Genomic DNA, 19,782 nt, shown 5'->3' on the forward strand with positions numbered 1-19,782 from the left:
CGCTGATTGGTGTTAGCTCAGTTCAATGCAGCGAGACACACCCGACTCCGCGGCAAAATCTTGGTCATGACTGATAAGAATAAAACCGCCTCGGTAAGCATTTAATGCCTGGGCAAGCATAATTTTCGAATCTAGGTCGAGATGATTATCCGGCTCATCCAAGAGCAATAAAGGCTGAGTTGGTTGATGACTGACAATCAACATCGCGAGCTTCATTTTCTCACCGCCGCTTAATACATTCCCCAAACGAAATACACTGTCTCGACGAAAACCAATGCCTGCTAGCAATGTTCTGGCATCGCTCTCTTTCATTCCCTCACAATGTTGCGTCAGGTTTTCCAACATGGAGAGTTCAGGTTGTATCGCACCAAAGTGCTGGTCGAGGTAATAAAGCGGCGTATTGACTTGCAGCTCACCACTTTGCAATGAGAACTCGCCCAACAGGGTTTTCAGTAAAGTCGATTTACCGCATCCATTTTTGCCCAGCAAATGTACTTTATCATCCGCATGAACTTGCGCAGTAATAGGTTGAGCAGTCCCAAATAGCAACACGGCTTCTAATAACGATACGACTTTTCGTGAGCGACTTTGACTGTCTGCCAAATACAGTTTTTGCCCTTTGATTTGCTCTTTACGCGCTCGCAAGCTCTGCTCTTTCTCCTGTAGATGCGCTTGGCGAAGTTGCTCATTCTTATTGCGACTGGCAGCTCGGGCTGTGGCTTTGTCTTTCATACCATCGAGTAAGATCTTTGGCTGACTGCCATCCTTTCTCAACTTGTTACCTTGAGCAGCTCTTTGCTCCGCTTTCTCGCGATTGCGCTGAGCTTGTTCTTCCAAATGTTTCTTTTGCTTTTCGACACTGGCTAATTGGCGTTCCACCGCTTGCAGTTCTGTTCGCTTTTGCTCCGCATACACATCGTAATTGCCGCCAAACACTTGTAAGCCTAAACCGGATAGCTCCCAGATTTCTTCCATCTCGCGCAGCAATTCTCGGTCGTGACTGATGAGCAAAATCGCGCCTGAGAAACTGCGCATCGAGTCAATCAACCACTGCTTGGCATGCTTATCGAGGTGGTTCGACGGTTCATCAAGGATCAGCAATTCCACCTCGCTTTCAAACAACTGCCACAGTTGCAAACGCGCTAACTGTCCGCCACTCAATTGCGAGCAAGTGAACTCGGGCTGTGGCGGTAAGCCCATATCTGTAAGCTGCTTAGCAAGTTGAATCGGCAAATCCCATTGTTCGCCCACTACCTCAAACAAATATTCAGAGCAATCGCCCATTTCGATCTGCTTGATAGCGCTCAGTACCTTGTCCTTTGCTAAAAACTGGGCAATCGAAAGGTCGCCACCTAACAAGTGCGATGGTTGCTGACGATAGACCGCAAATGACCTTGGTAAGGTGACCGTACCACTGGTCGGCGTTTGCTCACCGCTGAGTATCGATGCAAACACCGCTTTTCCGACACCGTTGCGTCCGACTAACCCAACACGACGTTTGGTCATAGAACATGAGATTTGCTGAAACAGTGTTTCGCCGTTACCAAATTGATGACTGATATTGTAAGCCTGTAAAACTGGCATAATTTGCCTCCTGTATGACAGGGACAACAGCCGTAGCTTGAGATAAATCTAGAGATGAGATCGATGCAATGACACTCGCCCATAAGAACAACTCGAACAGAAGCGAGATGACAGCAAAGAAATATCGGAAAGTGAGCTACGCCTACTAACCCTGTAAATCCAAAAAATAAAATGAGAGTTGGATGACAGGTTTAGTTGTTCATGTTGGCGTAATCTCCTAAAGAAGTGATAGACAAAGTCTAAAGGCTTTCTTGTATAAAAAGCAAGCGACTTCTGTCACGAGCGAGATCTAGGAAAAACGAATTCAAACACAGGAAGTGAACTAAATTCTATCGCTCGCCGTAATATCCAGAGAGTGACACACCAAGGGAAACGGCTATGAATCTTTTGATTGAATCAGTCGAGGGTGGTATCTACCTCGCTTATAACGTAGAAAACCAGACAAGATCACTGATATTAAATGAAAACAAAAGCCCGCTAACGTTCGCGAGCCTTTGTGAAGCAAGGGATCATTTTCGTGGCAGCAGCTACTCATCAGCAAAACTGGTTCACCTCAATGCTTCAGATGAAATGTGCGGCGAGAAAATACGCTGTGATATGCCTTTAGAGATTGAATTGAGCTGGTACTGATACCGGCTCTTTTTTTATTTTTATCAATGCCTTCCATTTGCTCTGCTGATGATAATTTGCCAAAACTTTTTTGAGCAATTTCGGGATCTTAGCAACACATTTTTTCGCCAAGACATACTATGCTATTAGTAACGTATTCCACAAAAGGGCATGGTTATGAAATACAAACATATCCTAGTCGCACTGGAACTGTCTGATGAGAGTACTGTGTTGATTGACCGCGCTGTATCTATGGCGAGTTATCTCGGCTCCGAGATATCATTTATCCATATCGACGGTACTCATGGTGAGATTTATCGTGAGCTTGTTGATATCAAAGCGGACCCAGATCAAAGGCCGTTGAATGAGCACTCTATGGAGTGTTTGAGATCCTTCAGCGATTATATGGAGCAACCGTTGAAGCACTTCTTTGTCGGCACCGGTGACTTGGCAGACAAACTAGAAGTAACCATTAAAGAACAAGAAGTCGACCTACTGATTTGTGGTCACCACCAAGATTTCTGGAGCAAGATCATTTCTTACTCAAGACATCTGATCAACAAGTCTCCGGTTGATATTTTGGTTGTACCTATCCACGACTAGGCTGAACAAAAAGCGGAAAGTAACGACGCGAGAGATAGCCAAAAGATAATCGGAAGCCGCCTGTGATGGCGGCTTTTTTGTGTTCTTTTATTCTTCTTTTATTAGTTACTGAAAACGCGATCGAAATAACTAAGCGGAGCCACCTTAGTATTGGCTCTGCGCTGCCATTTACTATTGTTCGCCACTAGCCACTTTTGCTCCGAGTTAGCCAAAATCGCTTGGCTCACTTTGGCTTCTCGTAATTCGTGTTCCATCGCGAACGGCTGAGTATCAATCGTTGTGCTGCCAAGGTTGATCATGTCGGAATGCGACTGCGCGATGTCGGTCACGCCTGCACAACCAATAATGCCAATATCCGCCGAAAACTGGCCGTAAAACTGCTCTGCGGAGCCTTCTACTACGTCGCGATCGTTGGTACGAATACGCCCACCGGGAATCCAAGTTTCAATATTCTCAAAGTGAGAAAGAATGTGTGCCGCTTCAAAGTTATTCGTCACCACACGAAGCTCGCTGTGGTTCGCCAAACGCTCGGCAATCAACGCGATAGTCGTGCCGATACCCAAAAATAAAGTCGCCCCGTTCGGGATAGCTTTGACCACTTCATCGGCGATGGTCTGCTTTTCTTGTTGATTGGTGACTTGGCGAGAGGCATAACTGCGGTTGGTTAAGGTAGCAGGCAATCCGACACCACCATGATGGCGTCGGGTCAGTCCTAATTGGCAAAGCTGATTGATGTCACGTCGAATGGTTTGCGTCGTGACTTCAAAGCGTTGAGCAAGCTCTTCTATCGAACAATATTCTTGCTGATGAACCAGTTCAATGATGCTTTGCTGGCGGACGTTTAGGTTATTCATTCAGTGCGGGTTCTCGCTTGGCTGAAGGCACTTCTACTTTGTAACGTTGCGGAATGTCGGTAATCATCATATCCACTCCCCACTGCCAATGTGCTTCAACTAATTGGGGAAAGTTCGGTGTATAGCAAAACAGCTGATAGCCAAACTGCTTGATCTGCTTCGCTTGTGACTCAGTCAAGAAACGGTAATCACAATGCACACTGTAAGCATCGATGTGTTGCAACACGATAGAAAAATCGTCTGGAATCTCTTGCCATAACTGCCCTCTTCTCACTTCTGGCAGGTAATTTCTCATCGTCATCAAGGCTTCAGTGTTGAAGCTAGAAAAGAGAATGGCATCCGCCTCGACGTCCAAACGCTCAATGACCTGTGCAACCTTTTCGCACAGCAGATCAATTTCATCGCCTGAGTAGATCTTCAATTCAATATTGAGCTTCACGCCCGCTCTCGAAGTGAGCTCAAGCGTCTCTTCTAAACTAGGAATATGTTCGCCTGCGAAGTCATCGCCAAACCATAAACCAGCGTCCAACAATCTTAATTCGTGCCAAGTCAGCTCTTTGACTTTGCCTCGGCCGTTCGTGCAGCGGTTTACGGTGTTGTCATGAATAACCACAGGAATGTTGTCAGCACTGAGCTGAACGTCGATTTCAATCCATTCGCAGCCGAATTCAATGGCGCGTTGTATTGCCGATAAGGTGTTTTCTGGAGCCAAACTGGATAAGCCACGGTGTGCCGTTATTGTCATTTTTTATTCCGTCTTTTTCATTTGTTTTCAAATGAACTATCTCAGTCCTCAATGACGATTTGATTACAAAATCGTGACGAAAATAATGCTCAAATAAGTTCATTTTTCTGTAACTAGAACGTCATTTGGCTCATTTAATGTTCATTTGAATTTTTTGAAGCGGATTCATTATCAAAGTGAACATCCGCAAGGAATCAACCTGTTCAAATCATCTATGAAAAGGAATCATTATGGCTATGAAACACCTCGCCGGACTTGCTGTTGCAGCGGCATTGATCAGCACACAAGCACAAGCAAAAACTGAGGTTGAGTGGTGGCATGCAATGGGCGGCGCGCTAGGTAAAAAGGTCAACGAAATTGCCGCAGACTTTAACGCAAGCCAATCAGAATACGAGATCAAGCCAGTTTACAAAGGCAGTTACGCAGAAACCATGACAAGTGCTATCGCTGCGTTTCGTGCAAAAGAACAACCTGCAATCGTGCAAGTGTTCGAAGTCGGCACAGCCACCATGATGGGTGCAGAAAAAGCAATTTATCCAGTTTACCAATTGATGAACGACACCAAAGAGCCGTTTAATCCAGATGATTACCTTGCGGCAGTAACGGGTTACTACACCACCAACGGCGGCAACATGCTTTCCCTGCCATTTAACAGCTCTACACCAGTGCTTTACTACAACAAAGACATGTTCGCAAAAGCTGGCGTAGAAAACCCACCAAAAACATGGAAAGAGATGGAAGAAGTGTCTCGTAAGCTGCTGGCATCTGGTGCGAAGTGTGGTTTCAGCACAACGTGGCAATCATGGACGCAGATCGAAAACTTCGGTGCGCGTAACAACGTTCCTGTGGCCAATAACAACAACGGCTTTGCTGGCTTAGACACTGAGTTCAAGTTCAATGATTCTGCGTTTGTTCGTCACATCGAACAGATGGGTAAATGGTCGAAAGAAGGCATCTTCAAATATGGCGGTCGCCAATCTGATGGTATGCCTTTGTTCTACACTCAAGAGTGTGCAATGACTATGGGCTCGTCGGCAGGTCTGGCTGGCATTAAAGAGAACATGAAAGACGTTGATATCGGCGTAGCGCAACTGCCTTACGACTCAGAGATCGTCGCTAAGCCACAAAACACCATCATCGGTGGTGCATCACTTTGGGTTCTTCGTGGCCATTCAAACGAGGAATACAAAGGCGTGGCGAAGTTCTTCTCTTACCTTTCTAGTGCAGAAGTTCAAGCAGATTGGCACCAGTTCACTGGTTACCTACCAATCACCAAAGCGGCTTATGAGCTAACCAAAGAGCAAGGCTTCTACGCTAAGAATCCTGGCACCGACACAGCCGTTCTGCAAATGACCTCGACAGAGCCTACAGAAAACTCGAAAGGCATTCGCTTTGGTAACTTCCTGCAAACACGCGACATCATCAACGAAGAGCTAGAAGCAGTGTGGGCAGGCAAAGCAACGGCACAAGCTGCGCTAAACAATGCGGTTCGTCGCGGTGACGAGCAGCTACGTCGCTTTGAGCGCACGCAGAAGTAACGAACATTAATAACGAACAATAGTGCGCTGAGTCTTATTCACATAACCACTCAGGTACGTACTCTCCCCGCCCACCTTGGGTGGGGAGTTCGTTCACACACCTTGCCTGTTTTACTTTGGTATTTGTATGTCCTCACCTGTTGTTTTTAAACATAAATGGCTTCCGGTTGCGTTGATTGCACCTCAGTTGTTGATCACCTTGGTGTTCTTCATCTGGCCGGCAGGACAAGCCATTTTCCAATCTTCACAACTTGAAGATGCTTTCGGTATGAGCCGTGAGTTTGTGGGTTTGGAGAACTTTGAAAAGCTCTTCCATGATCCACTGTACCTAGATTCGTTAATGACCACGCTGCAATTTAGCATCAGCGTTGCGGTGCTCGCGTTGGTCAGTGCGCTTATCCTTTCCGCTTTTGCCGAGCAAATCATCCGCGGTGCAACCATGTATCGTACATTCTTGATTTGGCCTTATGCGGTCGCCCCTGTCGTCGCGGGTTCGCTTTGGTTGTTCCTGTTCGACCCAACCATCGGTGTGATGACCGAGTTATTGCATCTGTTTGGCGTAGACTGGAACCCAACGCTCAATGGCACCCATGCAATGTGGATGGTGATCATCACCTCGACTTGGAAGCAAATCAGCTACAACTTCCTGTTCTTCCTTGCGGCGCTTCAATCGGTACCCAAGTCTCTGCACGAAGCCGCTGCCATTGACGGAAGTGGTCCAATCAAGCGCTTTATCACTATTAGCTTCCCACTAATTTCGCCAACCAGCTTCTTCTTGTTGGTCGTGAACTTTGTCTACGCGTTCTTTGATACGTTCGCCATCATCCACGCGATGACGCAAGGCGGCCCGAGCAACAGCACTTCCACCTTGGTTTACAAAGTCTACAACGATGGTTTTATTGGTCTGGACTTAGGCTCATCGGCCGCGCAATCCGTAATTCTGATGATATTGGTCGCTTCCCTGACTGTGATTCAATTTAAGTATGTTGAGAAGAAGGTAGCGTACTGATGGTAGAAAGAAGACCGTTTTTTAATCTGTTTTGCCATGTCATTTTGATTCTTGGCATCATTTCGATTGCGCTTCCGGTTTGGATTGCAATCGTAGCAACCACCCATGAGAACAGCGCCTTTGCTACTGGCACTCCACTTTGGTTTGGGGACTTGGGCTTTAGCGTATTTACTGACTTGTTGAGTAACGACACTCAGTACAACAACAATACTTTGCCGATTGGCAGCATGCTGCTGAACTCTTTCATTATGGCGATGTGCATTACCATCGGTAAGTTGAGCATTTCCATCCTATCTGCCTATGCAGTGGTGTTCTTCCGTTTTCCGGGACGAATGCTGGCGTTCTGGATGATCTTCTTCACGCTGATGTTACCCGTTGAAGTTCGCATCATGCCGACGTTTGAGGTGATCACAAACCTCAACATGCTCAACTCGTTTTACGGCTTAACCATTCCGCTGATTGCCAGTGCGACAGCCACTTTCTTGTTCCGTCAGTTCTTCTTAACGGTACCGAATGAGTTAGTGGAAGCAGCACGAATTGATGGCGCAGGACCGATCAAGTTCTTCTTCGATATCTTGTTGCCTCTGTCGCGTACCAACATCGCGGCACTGTTCGTCATCACCTTCATTTACGGCTGGAACCAATATTTGTGGCCGCTTTTGATCACCACCGACGTGCAGTACTACACCATCGTGATGGGCATTAAACAGATGCTCGGAGTGGTTGATGGTGTGATCGAATGGAACAAAATTATGGCCACCACCATTATCGCCATGTTGCCACCAGTAATTGTGGTAATTGCAATGCAAAAAGCCTTTGTTAAAGGTCTGGTAGATTCGGAGAAATAAATGTCCACGTTAACTCTTTCAAATATCGCTAAATGTTATCCGAACGGCTATCAGGCGATCCAAAAACTCAATCTTGATATCTGCGACGGTGAAATGGTCGTGCTGGTTGGCCCAAGTGGCTGCGGTAAATCCACCCTACTTCGCATGATTGCAGGTTTAGAAGAAATCAGCTCTGGTGAGCTCAAAATCGACACCACAATCGTCAACGATCTCGAACCTGGCGAGCGCGACATTGCCATGGTTTTCCAGAACTACGCCTTGTACCCACACATGACGGTGTACAACAACATGGCCTATGGTCTGCGCAACCGCAAAACACCGAAAGCGGAAATCGAACGATTGGTTCACGAAGCAGCAAAGATGCTGGAGTTGGATCATCTACTCGACCGTAAACCGGGGCAACTTTCTGGCGGACAACGTCAACGTGTCGCCATGGGACGCGCAATTGTGCGTGAACCAAAGGTGTTCTTGTTTGACGAGCCTCTGTCTAACCTAGACGCGAAATTGCGTGTTCAAATGCGTTTAGAAATTAAGAAGCTGCAACGTCGCCTTGGTACCACGTCAGTTTACGTTACTCACGACCAAGTGGAAGCAATGACGCTTGCAGACAAGCTTGTTGTCTTGAACAAAGGCAATGTCGAACAAGTTGGTACACCGCTAGAGATTTACGATAACCCTGCTTCTCTGTTCGTCGCGACCTTTATTGGCTCACCATCCATGAACATCTTAGATGGCAATGTTAGCGTTGATGGCATTACTATTGGTGACGCACTGCTTCCTACATCCACAACAAACTTGGATTTGGATGAAGTTAAACTGGGTCTTCGTCCAGAGCATTTACAAATCAGCCAACATAACCCATGGTTGCAGGTAGAAGTCGAATTGATTGAATCGCTCGGTGCTGACTTGCTGCTTTACTGCCGCACAGAAGGCGATGATTCACAAAAGCTGGTTGTTCGTGTTGAGGGGCATACGCCGATTCAAATTGGCGACAAGCTTGGTCTGGATATCAAACCAAAGCATGTTCATCTATTTGATGCCAATACAGAAAAACGCATCGAGTGTACACTAGCCCCAGCGGAATCATTGCAAGACGTCAGTGACGAAACCCAAGCAATCAATCCTCAAGTAAACAATCAAGGAGTGGTGAATGCCTAACCCGTTATCAGAGCTCAATATGGAGAGCCTGAAACAGATCGAATGGCTGCTGACCGACGTGGACGACACGTTGACTTGGCAAGGCAAACTGCCACCAGAAACATTAATTGCGTTAGCCGAGCTAGAGCGTGTGGGCGTAAAAGTGGTCGCAGTCACAGGCGCCTGCGCTGGTTGGTGTGACCAAATGGCAAAGATGTGGTCACTGCATGGTGTAATTGGTGAAAATGGCGCGTTTTGGATGAGAAAAGACGCGACAGGATTCAACACCACCTTTGCCCGTCCGGCAGAAGTGATGCGCAAAGAACAGTATGCATTGCAAGAAAGCATTGCGGGCATTTTGGCAGAGTATCCTGATGTCGACTTCAGCCAAGATCAGAGCTTTCGTTACTGTGACGTGGCGGTGAACATCGCACAAGATAGAACGCCAGTTTACCCTTCCACAACAATGGAAATTCTTAATCGCATCGTGAATTTGAATGTGGAATCTCACCCCGTCAATGCAACATTGAGTTCAATTCACATCAATGCGTGGGTGGGCAATCATAGTAAGCGCACTAGTGGTGAAGCCTACATTAGGCAGTTCAATAATGGCGAGTTGCCGAGCTTAGGGCACATCACGTATGTGGGTGATTCATTGAATGATGAAGGCATGTTTGAATGGTTGCCAACAACCTTTGGCGTGAACAACATTCGCCCTTTACTGGCGAAACTGAACCATCAACCAAGCTTTTTGACTGAGGAAAATGGCGGCTTTGGGTTTGCACAGTTAGCAAATCTTATCGTCAAAGCGAAAAGACAGTAACAAGCTAAAGAAGACACTAAATAACTAAAAAAGACACTCAATCCAAATATCACCATGGAGGGGGGAAATATATTCGGATTGAGTGCAAAGAAGGAGTAAAGACTGCGGCGGATTGCACGAGAAAATCAAACTCTCAATCTTTATTAAGCACTCCAACGAGAAAAATAATATCGCTTTTTGATGTATTTATAATTAGCAGTTATGAACTTTATTCACCGCAAGTGCTTAACAAACTCCCATATCGAAATACCTCTCAAGCCCTTGCTATACCTAGTATTTATTCATGTTAAACGAGTCTCGATGCTCAGAATGACCAAGTCCGCAACAAAAATTGCTTGTTGTCCTCACTAATTATTTTTGTTTGTCGCATCCAGAAGCAGCCCATATTATCCGCAACACAAGGGATAACCTTCCTTGAGCTCTTTAACAATCAAATGCCGTACTTCCTCATCTGGCCACTTTCCTACTCATGTAAAAATTCCCTTTTGATTCTCATTTTCTAATTTTTACAACCACTGAGCAGAGCATTTAACGCTGTGTTCAACATTACAGTCTATTCATGTAGGAAATCATCGTGGATAAATATCAAGCTGCATACGCTAAGCGTCTAGAAAAACTGAAGTGCAATCGTTCACCAAAAGCTATTGCACGTATTTCGGCGTGGGATGCATTTTTTAACAAAGAATACGAGATGCAAGATCTAGAGTCTCAAATGGCAGACTCAGCACGTCATCACTATGAGCAATCTGACGTTAAAAATGAAATCAGCTTTGGTTCATTCAAACGCGCATTCTATAAAGAATCGATCGTGATTTATGACCTAACCGATGGCGCTTCAATTCAGAAAGTATTCACACCGCTACTTGTGCTAACAACAGCATGGGTACTGTTTGTGTGTTTTACCCAGTAATTGAAGAACCCGAATTCATTAAGCAATAGAAAAACGATTGGTAGAGAGTTTAAGGATGAAAGGAAGAAACATTGCGGCATTTGCCATTGTGGTGGCAGCATTTGCGTTTGGTTATGGCTTTAAATCCTACCAAGAAGCAAATGGTGTCATTTACCCAACCTTTAAGAAGGAGTTTAATCTCTAATGCCTAAGATTACCCTTCTGCTACTCGCAACGACTGTCGCCATGGGCGTTACCGGCGCTGCATTCTGTGTTGGCATTACGTATGCGTTTACACAGCTGCCAATCGAACAGATTCTATCGAGCTTATAAAAAAAAGTAGAGCATTTCGGTGCTCTACTTTTTTGCTATTCGAGACTCAATATCTGAGTGTAGGAACGAAAAGCGCAATCAAAATTCTCTGTTCATCTTCTGTAAGCAAGCAAACAAAATCGCCTGATGATCCGGGTCGATATTACGCGTTAAGTCTTGCACCAAATCTAAATGCAGCTGATTGTGATGACGGTGAATCTCCTCACCAGCAGGAGTGAGCTTCACTACAATTGCGCGGCGATCTTCTGGATGCGGACAACGCTCAATAAGCTCCGCTTTTACCAGTTTCTCAATTTGAACCGTTAACGTGCCTGTTGTAATACCGAGCTTCTCCGCCAGTTCTTTCATACGCAACGCACCATGCCCACCTAACACTTCAATCGTGTGGATTTGAGCCAGTGAATAACCCGTGCCTTTTACTACAGATTGCTCCCAAGAAGACATTTTGTCATAGAACTCGGTAAGCGTTTGATTCAGCTTTTCCAATTCGCGCATCACTCAGTCGTTTGAACTTCCAAAGTTAGGTGGTGAATCTTATCAAATTTACCCAGTAATTGCTTAAATTCATCCAGCGTTTTGTCACTGTGATTTTTTAGCGCAATTGCCGCAGAGTAATGGTGACCACTCACCTTCCAGATGTGTAAATCAACAATCTCAGCATAAGGTGCAAGCGTCTCTGTAATCTCATCTCGGTAAGACTTGTTGATGCTCTCATCCAACAACACTGGCGCTGTTTGCTTCATTAAACCCAAGGTCCATTTACCAATCACAACGGCACCAACGATCCCCATCATGGCGTCTAACCAAATCCAACCGTAAAACTTACCGACAATCAGCGCGACAATCGCCAACAGAGACGTTAACGTATCCGCCAATACGTGAAAGTACGCTGCGGTTAGGTTGTGGTCGTGATGATGTTCGTGCTCGTGGTGATCATGATGGTCATGCCCATGATGATGGTGATCTTGCAGAAGCAGCATGCTTGCAAGGTTAACCACTAAACCAATCACCGCCACCATAATGGCTTCGTTAAACTGAATGCTTTCTGGGTTGAAGAGACGATGAATCGACTCGACCATCATCATCAATGCCACAATCCCTAACGCAATCGCACTGGTAAAACCGCCGAGCACACTCACCTTACCCGTACCAAATGAGAAGCGGTCATTATGGGCGTTTTGTTTCGCGTAGCGGTAAGCAAACAAGGTGATACAAAATGCCGCTGCGTGTGTCCCCATATGCCAACCATCTGCGAGTAATGCCATTGAACCAAACATGGTTCCGGCAGCAATCTCCACCACCATGGTGGTCACGGTTAGGATCAATACGTAGAGCGTGCGTTTTTCACCCTTCTGGTTATGAGAAAAGAAATCATGTGAATGTTGCGATACAGCCATTGCGACACTTACCTTCCAATTTTAGTTTGATTATCAAATTATTTGATTTTAATTTAGTTTGACAATCAAACAATGTCAATATGGAAAGTCCACATCACCAAAAGATCATGATCGTGGTGTTAATGAAGAATAGGAATAGGAAAAAACGCAGAGGGAGATAAGAAAGAAGCACGGGCATTAATGAGGATAATGCCCGCTGTTATTAGCCTTAAACCAATTCACAAGACAGAAGCTGTGCCTCAAATTGCTCATCGATGCTGTCTGCAATCAGTTCAATTCGGCTTTCCGCGCAGTCATCCAACTCCACTTCCTGTAGCCCATCAGGCGTGAGGTTGTAGCCATAAATGCCATCGCCAGTAATAAACACCGCTTTCATGCGCTCCACTTCCAGCTCGACCAGAAGAGGGATCAACTTCCGGCGATCGAACACTTTCTCCGGTGAAAAACGCCAACCGACACTCTGGAAACCTTCGCCTGAATTGGTCGCTTTGAGCACACCACTCTCAGGCATTGGCATATCTGAAGCCAACGGCTTGTCACTTGCGTGGTGATGGTGCGGCGGATGCTCATGAATGGTGGTCTCACCTTCAAATTCGGCAAACGGAATCACACCATGCTGAGCAAAAACCACCTTTGTATTCGGGCGCCCAACTTCCGCCACGTAAGCTTCGAGCTTCTGGGTATCACCCTCTTGATAGAGATCGAGCTTGTTACCCACCACTGTATCGGCAATCGCAATCTGTTGGTTGAACGTGTCATGCTGTGTATAGCGCACATCCGCAAGCTTACGCGCGTCGACCAAAGTGATGTTCTTTTGTAGCGAAAGCACTTGGCGATAGTGATCTGTCGACAACACTTGCAGCACTTCTTTCGGGTGACCAAGCCCAGTAGGTTCAATCAGCAGACGGTCTGGCTTCGCTTCATTAAGCAGTTGGTTTAAGGCGATTTGCATTGGCAACCCCGCAGCACAGCACATGCAGCCGCCGGGTACTTCACGAATAAACACTTGCTGCTCTTTGCTTTTTTGCCCATGAACTAAACTGCCATCAACGCCAATTTCACCAAACTCATTCACTAATACCGCCCAGCGCTCGTTCTCTGGCTTGTTCGCCATCAAATTCAAAATCGCAGAGGTCTTTCCTACGCCCAGAAACCCAGTAATGATGTTAGTAGGAACACCAAGTATGGGTTGGTTCTCAGAGCTCATTGGCAATTCTCCTATAGCCTTGCACCAGCTCGTGGTTTGCTGAAACCACAGACTCCGAAAACGCCGAGTATTCTGGCGGCACTTTGGAGATGCTGTTCAAATCAAAGTCGGCGCCGATATTGGTCATCGGCGGAACATGGAAGTTCTCTGGCAAGTCTAGTCCATCCACCACGCAGTTATGGCGAATCACACAACCTGTGCCAATCACAGCATTAAACACCACGGAGTTAAAACCGATAAACACGTCATCACTGACTTCGCATGGGCCATGAATAATAGAACGGTGCGCAATGGATGAGCGCTCACCAATGGTCACGGCAGCGCCTGCTTTTGAGTGGATGACCACGCCATCTTGAATGTTAGTATCACGCTTGATGACGATGGCTTCCATATCGCCTTGCTCGTTCACTTCATCGGCACGAATCACCGCGTAAGGACCAATAAAAACGTTATCTTCAATGATTACTTTGCCACAGATGATCGCCGTTGGATCAATGAACGCCGTTTCCGATACTTCCGGCATGTGACCAGTAGGATTTCTTCTTAACATATTGATTTCTCTTTATTCGGTGCCTCAAAGACACTCAAGCTACGACAACTATACTTCTACAAATAAAGCTCAAAGAAAGCGGATAAATGTAAGCTTTCGAAAATAAACTGAGCTTTCAAATAATCTAAGTTTTTGAAAAACGTGAATCCTAGCGATCAAATACCAATCGCATGGCGTGTGCAGCGCGCTCATTCACTTGTTGGTTGGCATACACTAGGCCGCCATTGACCCAAGTCTTCTGAATTTGTGCCGTGAACTGATGGCCAGCAAATGGCGACCAACCACAGTGGTATAAGCTATTTTCATTGGTGACTAAGGTCGGCGCATTTGTATCCACCAGCACCAAATCAGCAAAGTAGCCTTCACGAATAAAACCGCGCTCCTGAACACCATAACGAATCGCTGGGTTGTGAGCGGTTTTCTCTACCACTTGCTCCATCGTCATGTGCCCGCGACTCACTTGATCGAACAAAGACAGCAGTGCGTGCTGCACCAGAGGTAAGCCCGCAGGTGCTTGGTCGTAAGGCTCTTGCTTCTCTTCCCAAGTGTGCGGGGCATGGTCCGTCGCAATGATATCAATCTGACCTGTGCTTAATGCCTTTAGTAGCGCTTCACGATCGCTTGGGTATTTCACCGCTGGGTTACATTTGATTTGGTTACCGCGTTCTGCGTAGTCTTCATTGCTAAACCACAGGTGATGAACGCATGCTTCAGCGGTAATGTTTTTGTTCTCGATAGAACCAGCCTCAAACAGTGCCAACTCTTTTGCTGTTGTGATGTGCAGAACATGCAACTGACTGTTGTGCTTCTTAGCCAGTTCTACCGCATAAGAGGAAGACGCATAACACGCTTCGTCATCACGCAGTAACGGATGATCTTCAACGGTAAATTCCGACTTCTCTTTAAGTAGTCGCTGTTTGTTTTGCGCAATCACAGGACCACTCTCACAGTGCGTCACAATCAACACTGGTGAATCACGGAAAATGTCATCTAAGGCTTGAGGCGCTTCGACCAACAAATCGCCCGTCGAAGCACCCATAAACACTTTCACGCCGCAGTGCTTCTTCGGATCAAGCTGTTTGATTTGCTCAAGGTTGTCTTCGGTCGCACCAAGGTAGAAAGAGTAGTTCGCGAGGGAGCTCTGCTCGGCAATAGAGAATTTACGTTCTAGCGCCTCAATGGTTGTCGTTGCAGGACTAACGTTCGGCATTTCCATATAGCTTGTAATACCGCCGGCAACCGCTGCCCGGGATTCTGTCGCTATCGAACCTTTGTGCGTCAACCCCGGCTCACGAAAGTGCACTTGGTCATCAATCATACCGGGAATCAAATAGCACCCTTTCGCATAAATCACCGTATCTTCCGGTTTCGCCGCGATGTTGGCTGAGATAGTGTCAATTCGCTGACCGACAATTCGTAAATCGGTCTCAGTAATGGTTCCTTCGTTGACGACAAGGGCGTTTTTAATCAGTGTTGTAGACATAGCGGTTCAGAACTCCTTGCTGATAATGCTAGTAGTGGGAAGGGATAAACGTCATTGAGTGGTGATGAATACGCAGATAGAGGACATTCAAAAACAACTATATTTACTTGGATTTCGCGCAGTCATCACAAACACAATTGATCTCTAATTGAGGACTGACAACGGTGAAACCTTCTTCTTTTGCATGGGATTGCAGACCGTGAATCAAGGTTGGATCGATGGCTTGCTCGCTGATTTTGTTGCATTTGGAACAGATGAGAAATTGAGGAACGCCGTGTTCGTGCTCGCAGAGGATATGGGAGCAGACGATGTATTTATTGGAAACTTTAAGCTTGTGGGCTAAATGCTCGCCTTCAAGAAAATCCAGAATCCGATAAACTGACATCGCCTGAATATTCTTATCGAAGTGAGCTTTGCAATAATCCACTAGCTCATAAGCAGAAAGCGCTTTATCGGCATGAACCAGCGCTTGCAACACCAGCTTCCTCTGCGATGTTAACTGCTTTCCTTGAGCTCTAAAGCTGACCTCTACATGCTTAATAATGGCGTCAATATCGCTCATTCTCCCCCCACACAAGACACTCGCTACCGTTTAATATTTTTGATTATTGTTATGTTATAACATAAACCAAAGATTCATCAAGATGACGATCAAGCGAACACAACTTGGGTATGGGCATTAGATCCGTTACTCTAATTAACTCGTATCCCAAATCAAAATAATCAAAACGGATGGCTAGGATGGAACAAGTTGGCTCTCGAGCGCTGATTGTAGAAGGCGGCGCGATGCGCGGGGTATTCTCCTGCGGCATACTCGATCACTTTATGGAACAAGACTTCTCCCCTTTTGACAGCTTTTGGGGCGTCTCGGCAGGCGCTAGTAACTTAGCGGCTTACCTTGCCAAAATGCCGGGCAGAAACCTCAAGATCTACCTCGATTACAGCTTACGCAAAGAGTTTATCTCCCCCACGCAACTCGTGCGCGGTGGCGATATGATGGATTTAGATTGGATGTGGGACGTCACGCTCAAAGAATTAGGCATTGATCGAGCCGTGCTCTCTGCCGATCCTCGACCGTTCTTTTTAGGCGTCACACGACAAGACAACGGACAACCAGAATACCTAACACCTTCCGTAGAGATGTTGGCGGAGACCATGAAAGCCAGCAGCGCGTTACCAATTATGTACCGCAATGGTGTGCCATTAGATGGCGTAAGGTACGTAGACGGTGGTGTAGCGGATGCCATTCCTGTTGCTGAAGCAATCAAACGCGGCGCGACAAAAATCATGGTGCTACGGAGTCAACCGGCCAGTTATCGCAAATCCAAACCTAAGTTTGAAAAGCTCACTTCTCGTTTACTGAAAGATCATCCAGCGTTGATCGAGCCAATGCTTACGCGTCATGTCCGATACAACCAGAGTTTGGAATTAATAAACAATCCACCAGCAGGCGTTGAGATCATTCAAATCTGCCCACCAGAAGGCTTTAAGTTAAAGCGTTTGAGCCGATCCCCTGAGCCTTTGCGTGAAGCTTATGAACTGGGTGTGGAATATGGTCAGCACGCAATCGAGCGCTGGGAACAAAGCTAAACGCTCGCCCAACCCAAAAAGCGGGCTTCACTCAATCACCGATTCTCGGTCATAAAACCTGAACAACAAAAAAAGCCACACCATGTCGGTGTGGCTGATGCAAATTCGATGGCAGTGGATATCGTCTTTGCTTGCGTATAAGCCCAATTAACGGGCTCCAAATCACTTCGAGTTTTCCTCTCGTACTCAAACCTAGAGCATCATTTTCAAGACTCGGTACTGGCTATCAGGCATTAAACGCCTTAGTAGGTTTCAAACACGCCAGAATTGTAGTCTTGAATCGCTTGTTCAATCTCGTCGATGCTGTTCATCACAAACGGGCCATAGTGCACGACAGGTTCATTAATCGGTTCGCCAATAAAGAGCAAAACGCCACTGGTGTCATTGGCTTGTAGCGCCACCCATTCTCCTTGAGAAAGCAATGCCATCTCGCCTTGCGTGACAACACGTTCACCCGCTTTGATGCTGCCTTTGTAAACATAGACCATCATATTATGATGTTTAGGCGTCATAAGATTGAGCGAGGCGCCTGAATGAGCTCGCCAATCGGCAACCGTCACCGGCACACCCGTTCGGCTCAATGGGCCTTGAATTACCTCATCACCAATGTTCAACTCACCAGAGATAACGCGGACTAAACCATGAGCCTCTGCACGATGCTCGGTAATGGTTTCCGGCTGGAAATCGTGATACTGCGCCGGAGACATCTTGTCTCGTGCTGGTTGGTTAATCCAAATTTGGAAACCATGTAGTTCACCGTCTTCCATGATTGGCATTTCACTGTGAATCACACCACGGCCTGCCGCCATCCATTGCGCGCCGCCGGAACGGAGCTCACCAACGTTGTTCATGTGATCACGATGCTGGAAGTGCCCAGTCAGCATATAGGTCAGTGTTTCAATACCACGATGTGGATGCGGAGGAAAACCGCCAACATAGTCTGCTCGTTGGTCTGATTTCAATTCATCCACCATCAAGAATGGTGAAAAGCTCGTATTGTTGAATCCGGCTACGCGACGAATTTTCACTCCATCCCCATCTGCTGTTGCGTGCGATGGAATGATCTGACGAATCTCTCTCACTGTACTCATAATATTGCCTCCCTTATTGGTATGGATTCATTGTAGGAAGACGGATAAAAATCATGAGGGGATGAAATTGTTCTACTCCATCAGTTTTTTCGAACGAAAAAAATTGAAAAATAAATGTAGCTATTTTTTAAACACCCTGTATAGTGGCGGCTGGCTCTAGAAAAGAGCTGTTAATGCTACATTTAGTTTAAGTTCCCTCTCAGTAACACCCTGAACTCTCGGTTCAGACTCCTGCGTAAAACTTCCTCTTGATTGCACATTCAATAGCTTAAAAAAGATCCACCACAATTCGTATATTATTGTTTAATTTCAGAGGTTTTTATGTCTGGTAAAGTAACTGGTTCAGTAAAATGGTTCAACGAAACTAAAGGTTTTGGTTTCCTAACTCAAGACAACGGCGGCCAAGATGTATTCGTACACTTCAACGCTATCGTTGCTGACGGTTTCAAAACTTTGACTGAAGGTCAGAAAGTAAGCTTCAATGTAGAAGACGGTAAAAAAGGTCCTCAAGCGACTGAAGTTACTCCTCTATAAGATAGCTTTTCTTGGTGCAGCATTTCCTCGCTGCACCAAACTCTCTCCCCCTTCAAAAATTCCTCACACTTAACAACCCGCAAGTATTCTTGCTCGGTTTTCTGCTGCCTAAAATAAATGGGCTGCGGACACGATATCTATCGTTGGAACGTTATATCTATCAAATATAGATAGCCATCGTTGGTATTTCACTTACTTAAAATTAGGAAAAATTATGTCTAAAAGAACAGGTCGCCAAAGACACTGGTACCAATTATTGAATAAAGAAAAGATCACTAAAAAACAGGAGAATAAATGATAGAGATTGAATTCCGTTTAAAACAACCCGACATCTCTTGGAACGCCAAAATTCATCAACTTAACAGTGATATTTTGAGGCGCCATATATTGCCAAAACTCCAATCCGCTTGCTATCTCATTGATTTTAAATACTGTGAGAAAACCTACTCTGGTGACATTCTGTGTGACTCAGGTTCAAAGCTAGGAAGTTTTATTATTAAATAAATCAATTTTCGTGCATTAATGAATGATGCGGAAATTTAGGAAGAAATTCCCAAGGTGAAAAACATGGCAAACAAAAGCAAGAAGCAGATTGAGCAAGAAAAGAAAGAGTCCGAACAAAACGCAGCTGCGATTAAACAAAGAACGCGCCGCCGAATTGAGGACATCATGGAGCAAAGAGAATTTGATAAAATGTTCGAGCTATAATTACATTTCCTTCCAATTCCTTTTCTTTACTCCTCTCAATCTAAAGTATCGATGTGCAAGGTATCGCCACCCCACTTCTCAGTTCACAATGAGCAACGCACAATAAACTCGATATGACTCCAAATGTTTCTCGCGTGATGATATTCAGTTTTAGCCACTGAACGTTCGAAAATCAGCAAGGTGTGTGCTGACAACGAAACCATCATGCGATGAAATCACTGCAACGTTATTTATCCCTTATCCCTTATCC

Annotated in this window: 24 protein-coding genes; 14 read left to right on the forward strand and 10 right to left on the reverse strand. The window is 45.8% G+C overall.

Going from position 1 to position 19,782, the window contains the following annotated elements:
* Positions 1–12: 12 nt before the first annotated feature.
* Complete coding sequence (locus tag KIO97_RS14530) at positions 13–1,584, reverse strand: ABC-F family ATP-binding cassette domain-containing protein (protein WP_285383152.1); 1,572 nt, start codon at positions 1,582–1,584, stop codon at positions 13–15.
* A 378-nt stretch (positions 1,585–1,962) separates the two neighbouring features.
* On the opposite strand from KIO97_RS14530, the gene KIO97_RS14535 reads away from it, so the two are divergent.
* A complete protein-coding gene (locus tag KIO97_RS14535) occupies positions 1,963–2,214 on the forward strand; it encodes a DUF6482 family protein (protein ID WP_005426417.1) in 252 nt (83 codons plus the stop codon).
* A 156-nt stretch (positions 2,215–2,370) separates the two neighbouring features.
* Complete coding sequence (locus KIO97_RS14540) at positions 2,371–2,796, forward strand: universal stress protein (RefSeq protein WP_005426405.1); 426 nt, start codon at positions 2,371–2,373, stop codon at positions 2,794–2,796.
* A gap of 101 nt (positions 2,797–2,897) precedes the next feature.
* On the opposite strand, the gene KIO97_RS14545 is transcribed toward KIO97_RS14540, so the two are convergent.
* Both KIO97_RS14545 and KIO97_RS14550 read right to left on the reverse strand, forming a co-directional pair.
* Positions 2,898–3,650, reverse strand: coding sequence for a DeoR/GlpR family DNA-binding transcription regulator (locus KIO97_RS14545; protein WP_285383154.1), 753 nt, complete (start codon positions 3,648–3,650; stop codon positions 2,898–2,900).
* Complete coding sequence (locus KIO97_RS14550) at positions 3,643–4,395, reverse strand: glycerophosphoryl diester phosphodiesterase (RefSeq protein WP_045372442.1); 753 nt, start codon at positions 4,393–4,395, stop codon at positions 3,643–3,645. The genes KIO97_RS14545 and KIO97_RS14550 overlap by 8 nt, the downstream gene beginning before the upstream one ends.
* A 230-nt stretch (positions 4,396–4,625) precedes the next feature.
* Between KIO97_RS14550 and ugpB the strand changes: the two genes are divergently transcribed.
* From ugpB to KIO97_RS14590, 8 genes are all read left to right on the forward strand, one after another.
* A complete protein-coding gene (ugpB, locus tag KIO97_RS14555) occupies positions 4,626–5,933 on the forward strand; it encodes a sn-glycerol-3-phosphate ABC transporter substrate-binding protein UgpB (RefSeq protein WP_050905900.1) in 1,308 nt (435 codons plus the stop codon).
* A gap of 127 nt (positions 5,934–6,060) precedes the next feature.
* The gene (gene ugpA, locus KIO97_RS14560; RefSeq protein ID WP_038889730.1) at positions 6,061–6,942 is read left to right on the forward strand and encodes a sn-glycerol-3-phosphate ABC transporter permease UgpA; all 882 of its coding nucleotides are present in this window, start codon (positions 6,061–6,063) and stop codon (positions 6,940–6,942) included.
* Positions 6,942–7,790, forward strand: a complete 849-nt coding sequence (gene ugpE / locus KIO97_RS14565; protein WP_038897840.1) for a sn-glycerol-3-phosphate ABC transporter permease UgpE — start codon at positions 6,942–6,944, stop codon at positions 7,788–7,790. Before ugpA ends, ugpE begins: the two co-directional genes overlap by 1 nt.
* On the forward strand, positions 7,791–8,948 hold the full coding sequence (locus tag KIO97_RS14570) for a sn-glycerol-3-phosphate import ATP-binding protein UgpC (protein ID WP_050905899.1): 1,158 nt from the start codon (positions 7,791–7,793) through the stop codon (positions 8,946–8,948).
* Positions 8,941–9,750, forward strand: a complete 810-nt coding sequence (locus KIO97_RS14575; protein WP_050905898.1) for an HAD-IIB family hydrolase — start codon at positions 8,941–8,943, stop codon at positions 9,748–9,750. Before KIO97_RS14570 ends, KIO97_RS14575 begins: the two co-directional genes overlap by 8 nt.
* A 574-nt stretch (positions 9,751–10,324) precedes the next feature.
* A complete protein-coding gene (locus KIO97_RS14580) occupies positions 10,325–10,660 on the forward strand; it encodes a hypothetical protein (RefSeq protein WP_005426383.1) in 336 nt (111 codons plus the stop codon).
* Positions 10,661–10,715: 55 nt separating this feature from the next.
* The gene (locus KIO97_RS14585) at positions 10,716–10,844 is read left to right on the forward strand and encodes a hypothetical protein (protein ID WP_005426337.1); all 129 of its coding nucleotides are present in this window, start codon (positions 10,716–10,718) and stop codon (positions 10,842–10,844) included.
* Positions 10,844–10,972, forward strand: a complete 129-nt coding sequence (locus KIO97_RS14590; RefSeq protein WP_005426395.1) for a hypothetical protein — start codon at positions 10,844–10,846, stop codon at positions 10,970–10,972. The genes KIO97_RS14585 and KIO97_RS14590 overlap by 1 nt, the downstream gene beginning before the upstream one ends.
* A 78-nt stretch (positions 10,973–11,050) precedes the next feature.
* Here the strand turns inward: KIO97_RS14590 and KIO97_RS14595 are convergent, their stop codons facing one another.
* The 6 genes from KIO97_RS14595 to KIO97_RS14620 all read right to left on the reverse strand — a co-directional run bounded on the left by KIO97_RS14595 (position 11,051) and on the right by KIO97_RS14620 (position 16,171).
* Positions 11,051–11,467: a MarR family winged helix-turn-helix transcriptional regulator gene (locus tag KIO97_RS14595; RefSeq protein ID WP_012129855.1), complete on the reverse strand. Its 417-nt coding sequence runs from the start codon at positions 11,465–11,467 to the stop codon at positions 11,051–11,053.
* Positions 11,467–12,369 (reverse strand): CDF family Co(II)/Ni(II) efflux transporter DmeF, encoded by a 903-nt coding sequence (gene dmeF / locus KIO97_RS14600; protein WP_285383159.1) that lies wholly within the window; start codon positions 12,367–12,369, stop codon positions 11,467–11,469. Before dmeF ends, KIO97_RS14595 begins: the two co-directional genes overlap by 1 nt.
* 208 nt (positions 12,370–12,577) lie before the next feature.
* Entirely contained in the window at positions 12,578–13,576 is a 999-nt protein-coding gene (locus KIO97_RS14605; protein WP_050905896.1) for a GTP-binding protein, read from the reverse strand.
* A complete protein-coding gene (locus KIO97_RS14610; RefSeq protein ID WP_005531901.1) occupies positions 13,566–14,126 on the reverse strand; it encodes a carbonate dehydratase in 561 nt (186 codons plus the stop codon). Before KIO97_RS14610 ends, KIO97_RS14605 begins: the two co-directional genes overlap by 11 nt.
* Before the next feature lie 148 nt (positions 14,127–14,274).
* A complete protein-coding gene (locus KIO97_RS14615; protein ID WP_050905895.1) occupies positions 14,275–15,609 on the reverse strand; it encodes a dihydroorotase in 1,335 nt (444 codons plus the stop codon).
* Positions 15,610–15,712: 103 nt separating this feature from the next.
* A complete protein-coding gene (locus KIO97_RS14620) occupies positions 15,713–16,171 on the reverse strand; it encodes a Fur family transcriptional regulator (RefSeq protein WP_038889736.1) in 459 nt (152 codons plus the stop codon).
* A gap of 179 nt (positions 16,172–16,350) precedes the next feature.
* On the opposite strand from KIO97_RS14620, the gene KIO97_RS14625 reads away from it, so the two are divergent.
* Positions 16,351–17,199 carry a patatin family protein gene (locus KIO97_RS14625; RefSeq protein WP_005531894.1) on the forward strand — a complete coding sequence of 283 codons (849 nt, stop codon included), beginning with the start codon at positions 16,351–16,353 and terminating at the stop codon, positions 17,197–17,199.
* Between the two features lie 242 nt (positions 17,200–17,441).
* Here KIO97_RS14625 and KIO97_RS14630 read toward each other — a convergent pair whose 3' ends face one another.
* Complete coding sequence (locus tag KIO97_RS14630) at positions 17,442–18,290, reverse strand: pirin family protein (RefSeq protein WP_045399078.1); 849 nt, start codon at positions 18,288–18,290, stop codon at positions 17,442–17,444.
* A gap of 321 nt (positions 18,291–18,611) precedes the next feature.
* Here KIO97_RS14630 and KIO97_RS14635 point away from each other — a divergent pair, with 321 nt between their 5' ends.
* The 3 genes from KIO97_RS14635 (at position 18,612) to KIO97_RS14645 (ending at position 19,532) form a co-directional block, all read left to right on the forward strand.
* Positions 18,612–18,824: a cold-shock protein gene (locus KIO97_RS14635; protein ID WP_005426339.1), complete on the forward strand. Its 213-nt coding sequence runs from the start codon at positions 18,612–18,614 to the stop codon at positions 18,822–18,824.
* 294 nt (positions 18,825–19,118) lie between these two features.
* The gene (locus tag KIO97_RS14640) at positions 19,119–19,328 is read left to right on the forward strand and encodes a hypothetical protein (RefSeq protein WP_005452681.1); all 210 of its coding nucleotides are present in this window, start codon (positions 19,119–19,121) and stop codon (positions 19,326–19,328) included.
* 63 nt (positions 19,329–19,391) lie between these two features.
* Positions 19,392–19,532 (forward strand): hypothetical protein, encoded by a 141-nt coding sequence (locus KIO97_RS14645; protein ID WP_005426350.1) that lies wholly within the window; start codon positions 19,392–19,394, stop codon positions 19,530–19,532.
* Positions 19,533–19,782 lie beyond the last annotated feature (250 nt).

It is taken from the genome of Vibrio sp. B181a (assembly GCF_030248375.1).
Taxonomy (GTDB): Bacteria; Pseudomonadota; Gammaproteobacteria; order Enterobacterales; family Vibrionaceae; genus Vibrio; species Vibrio campbellii.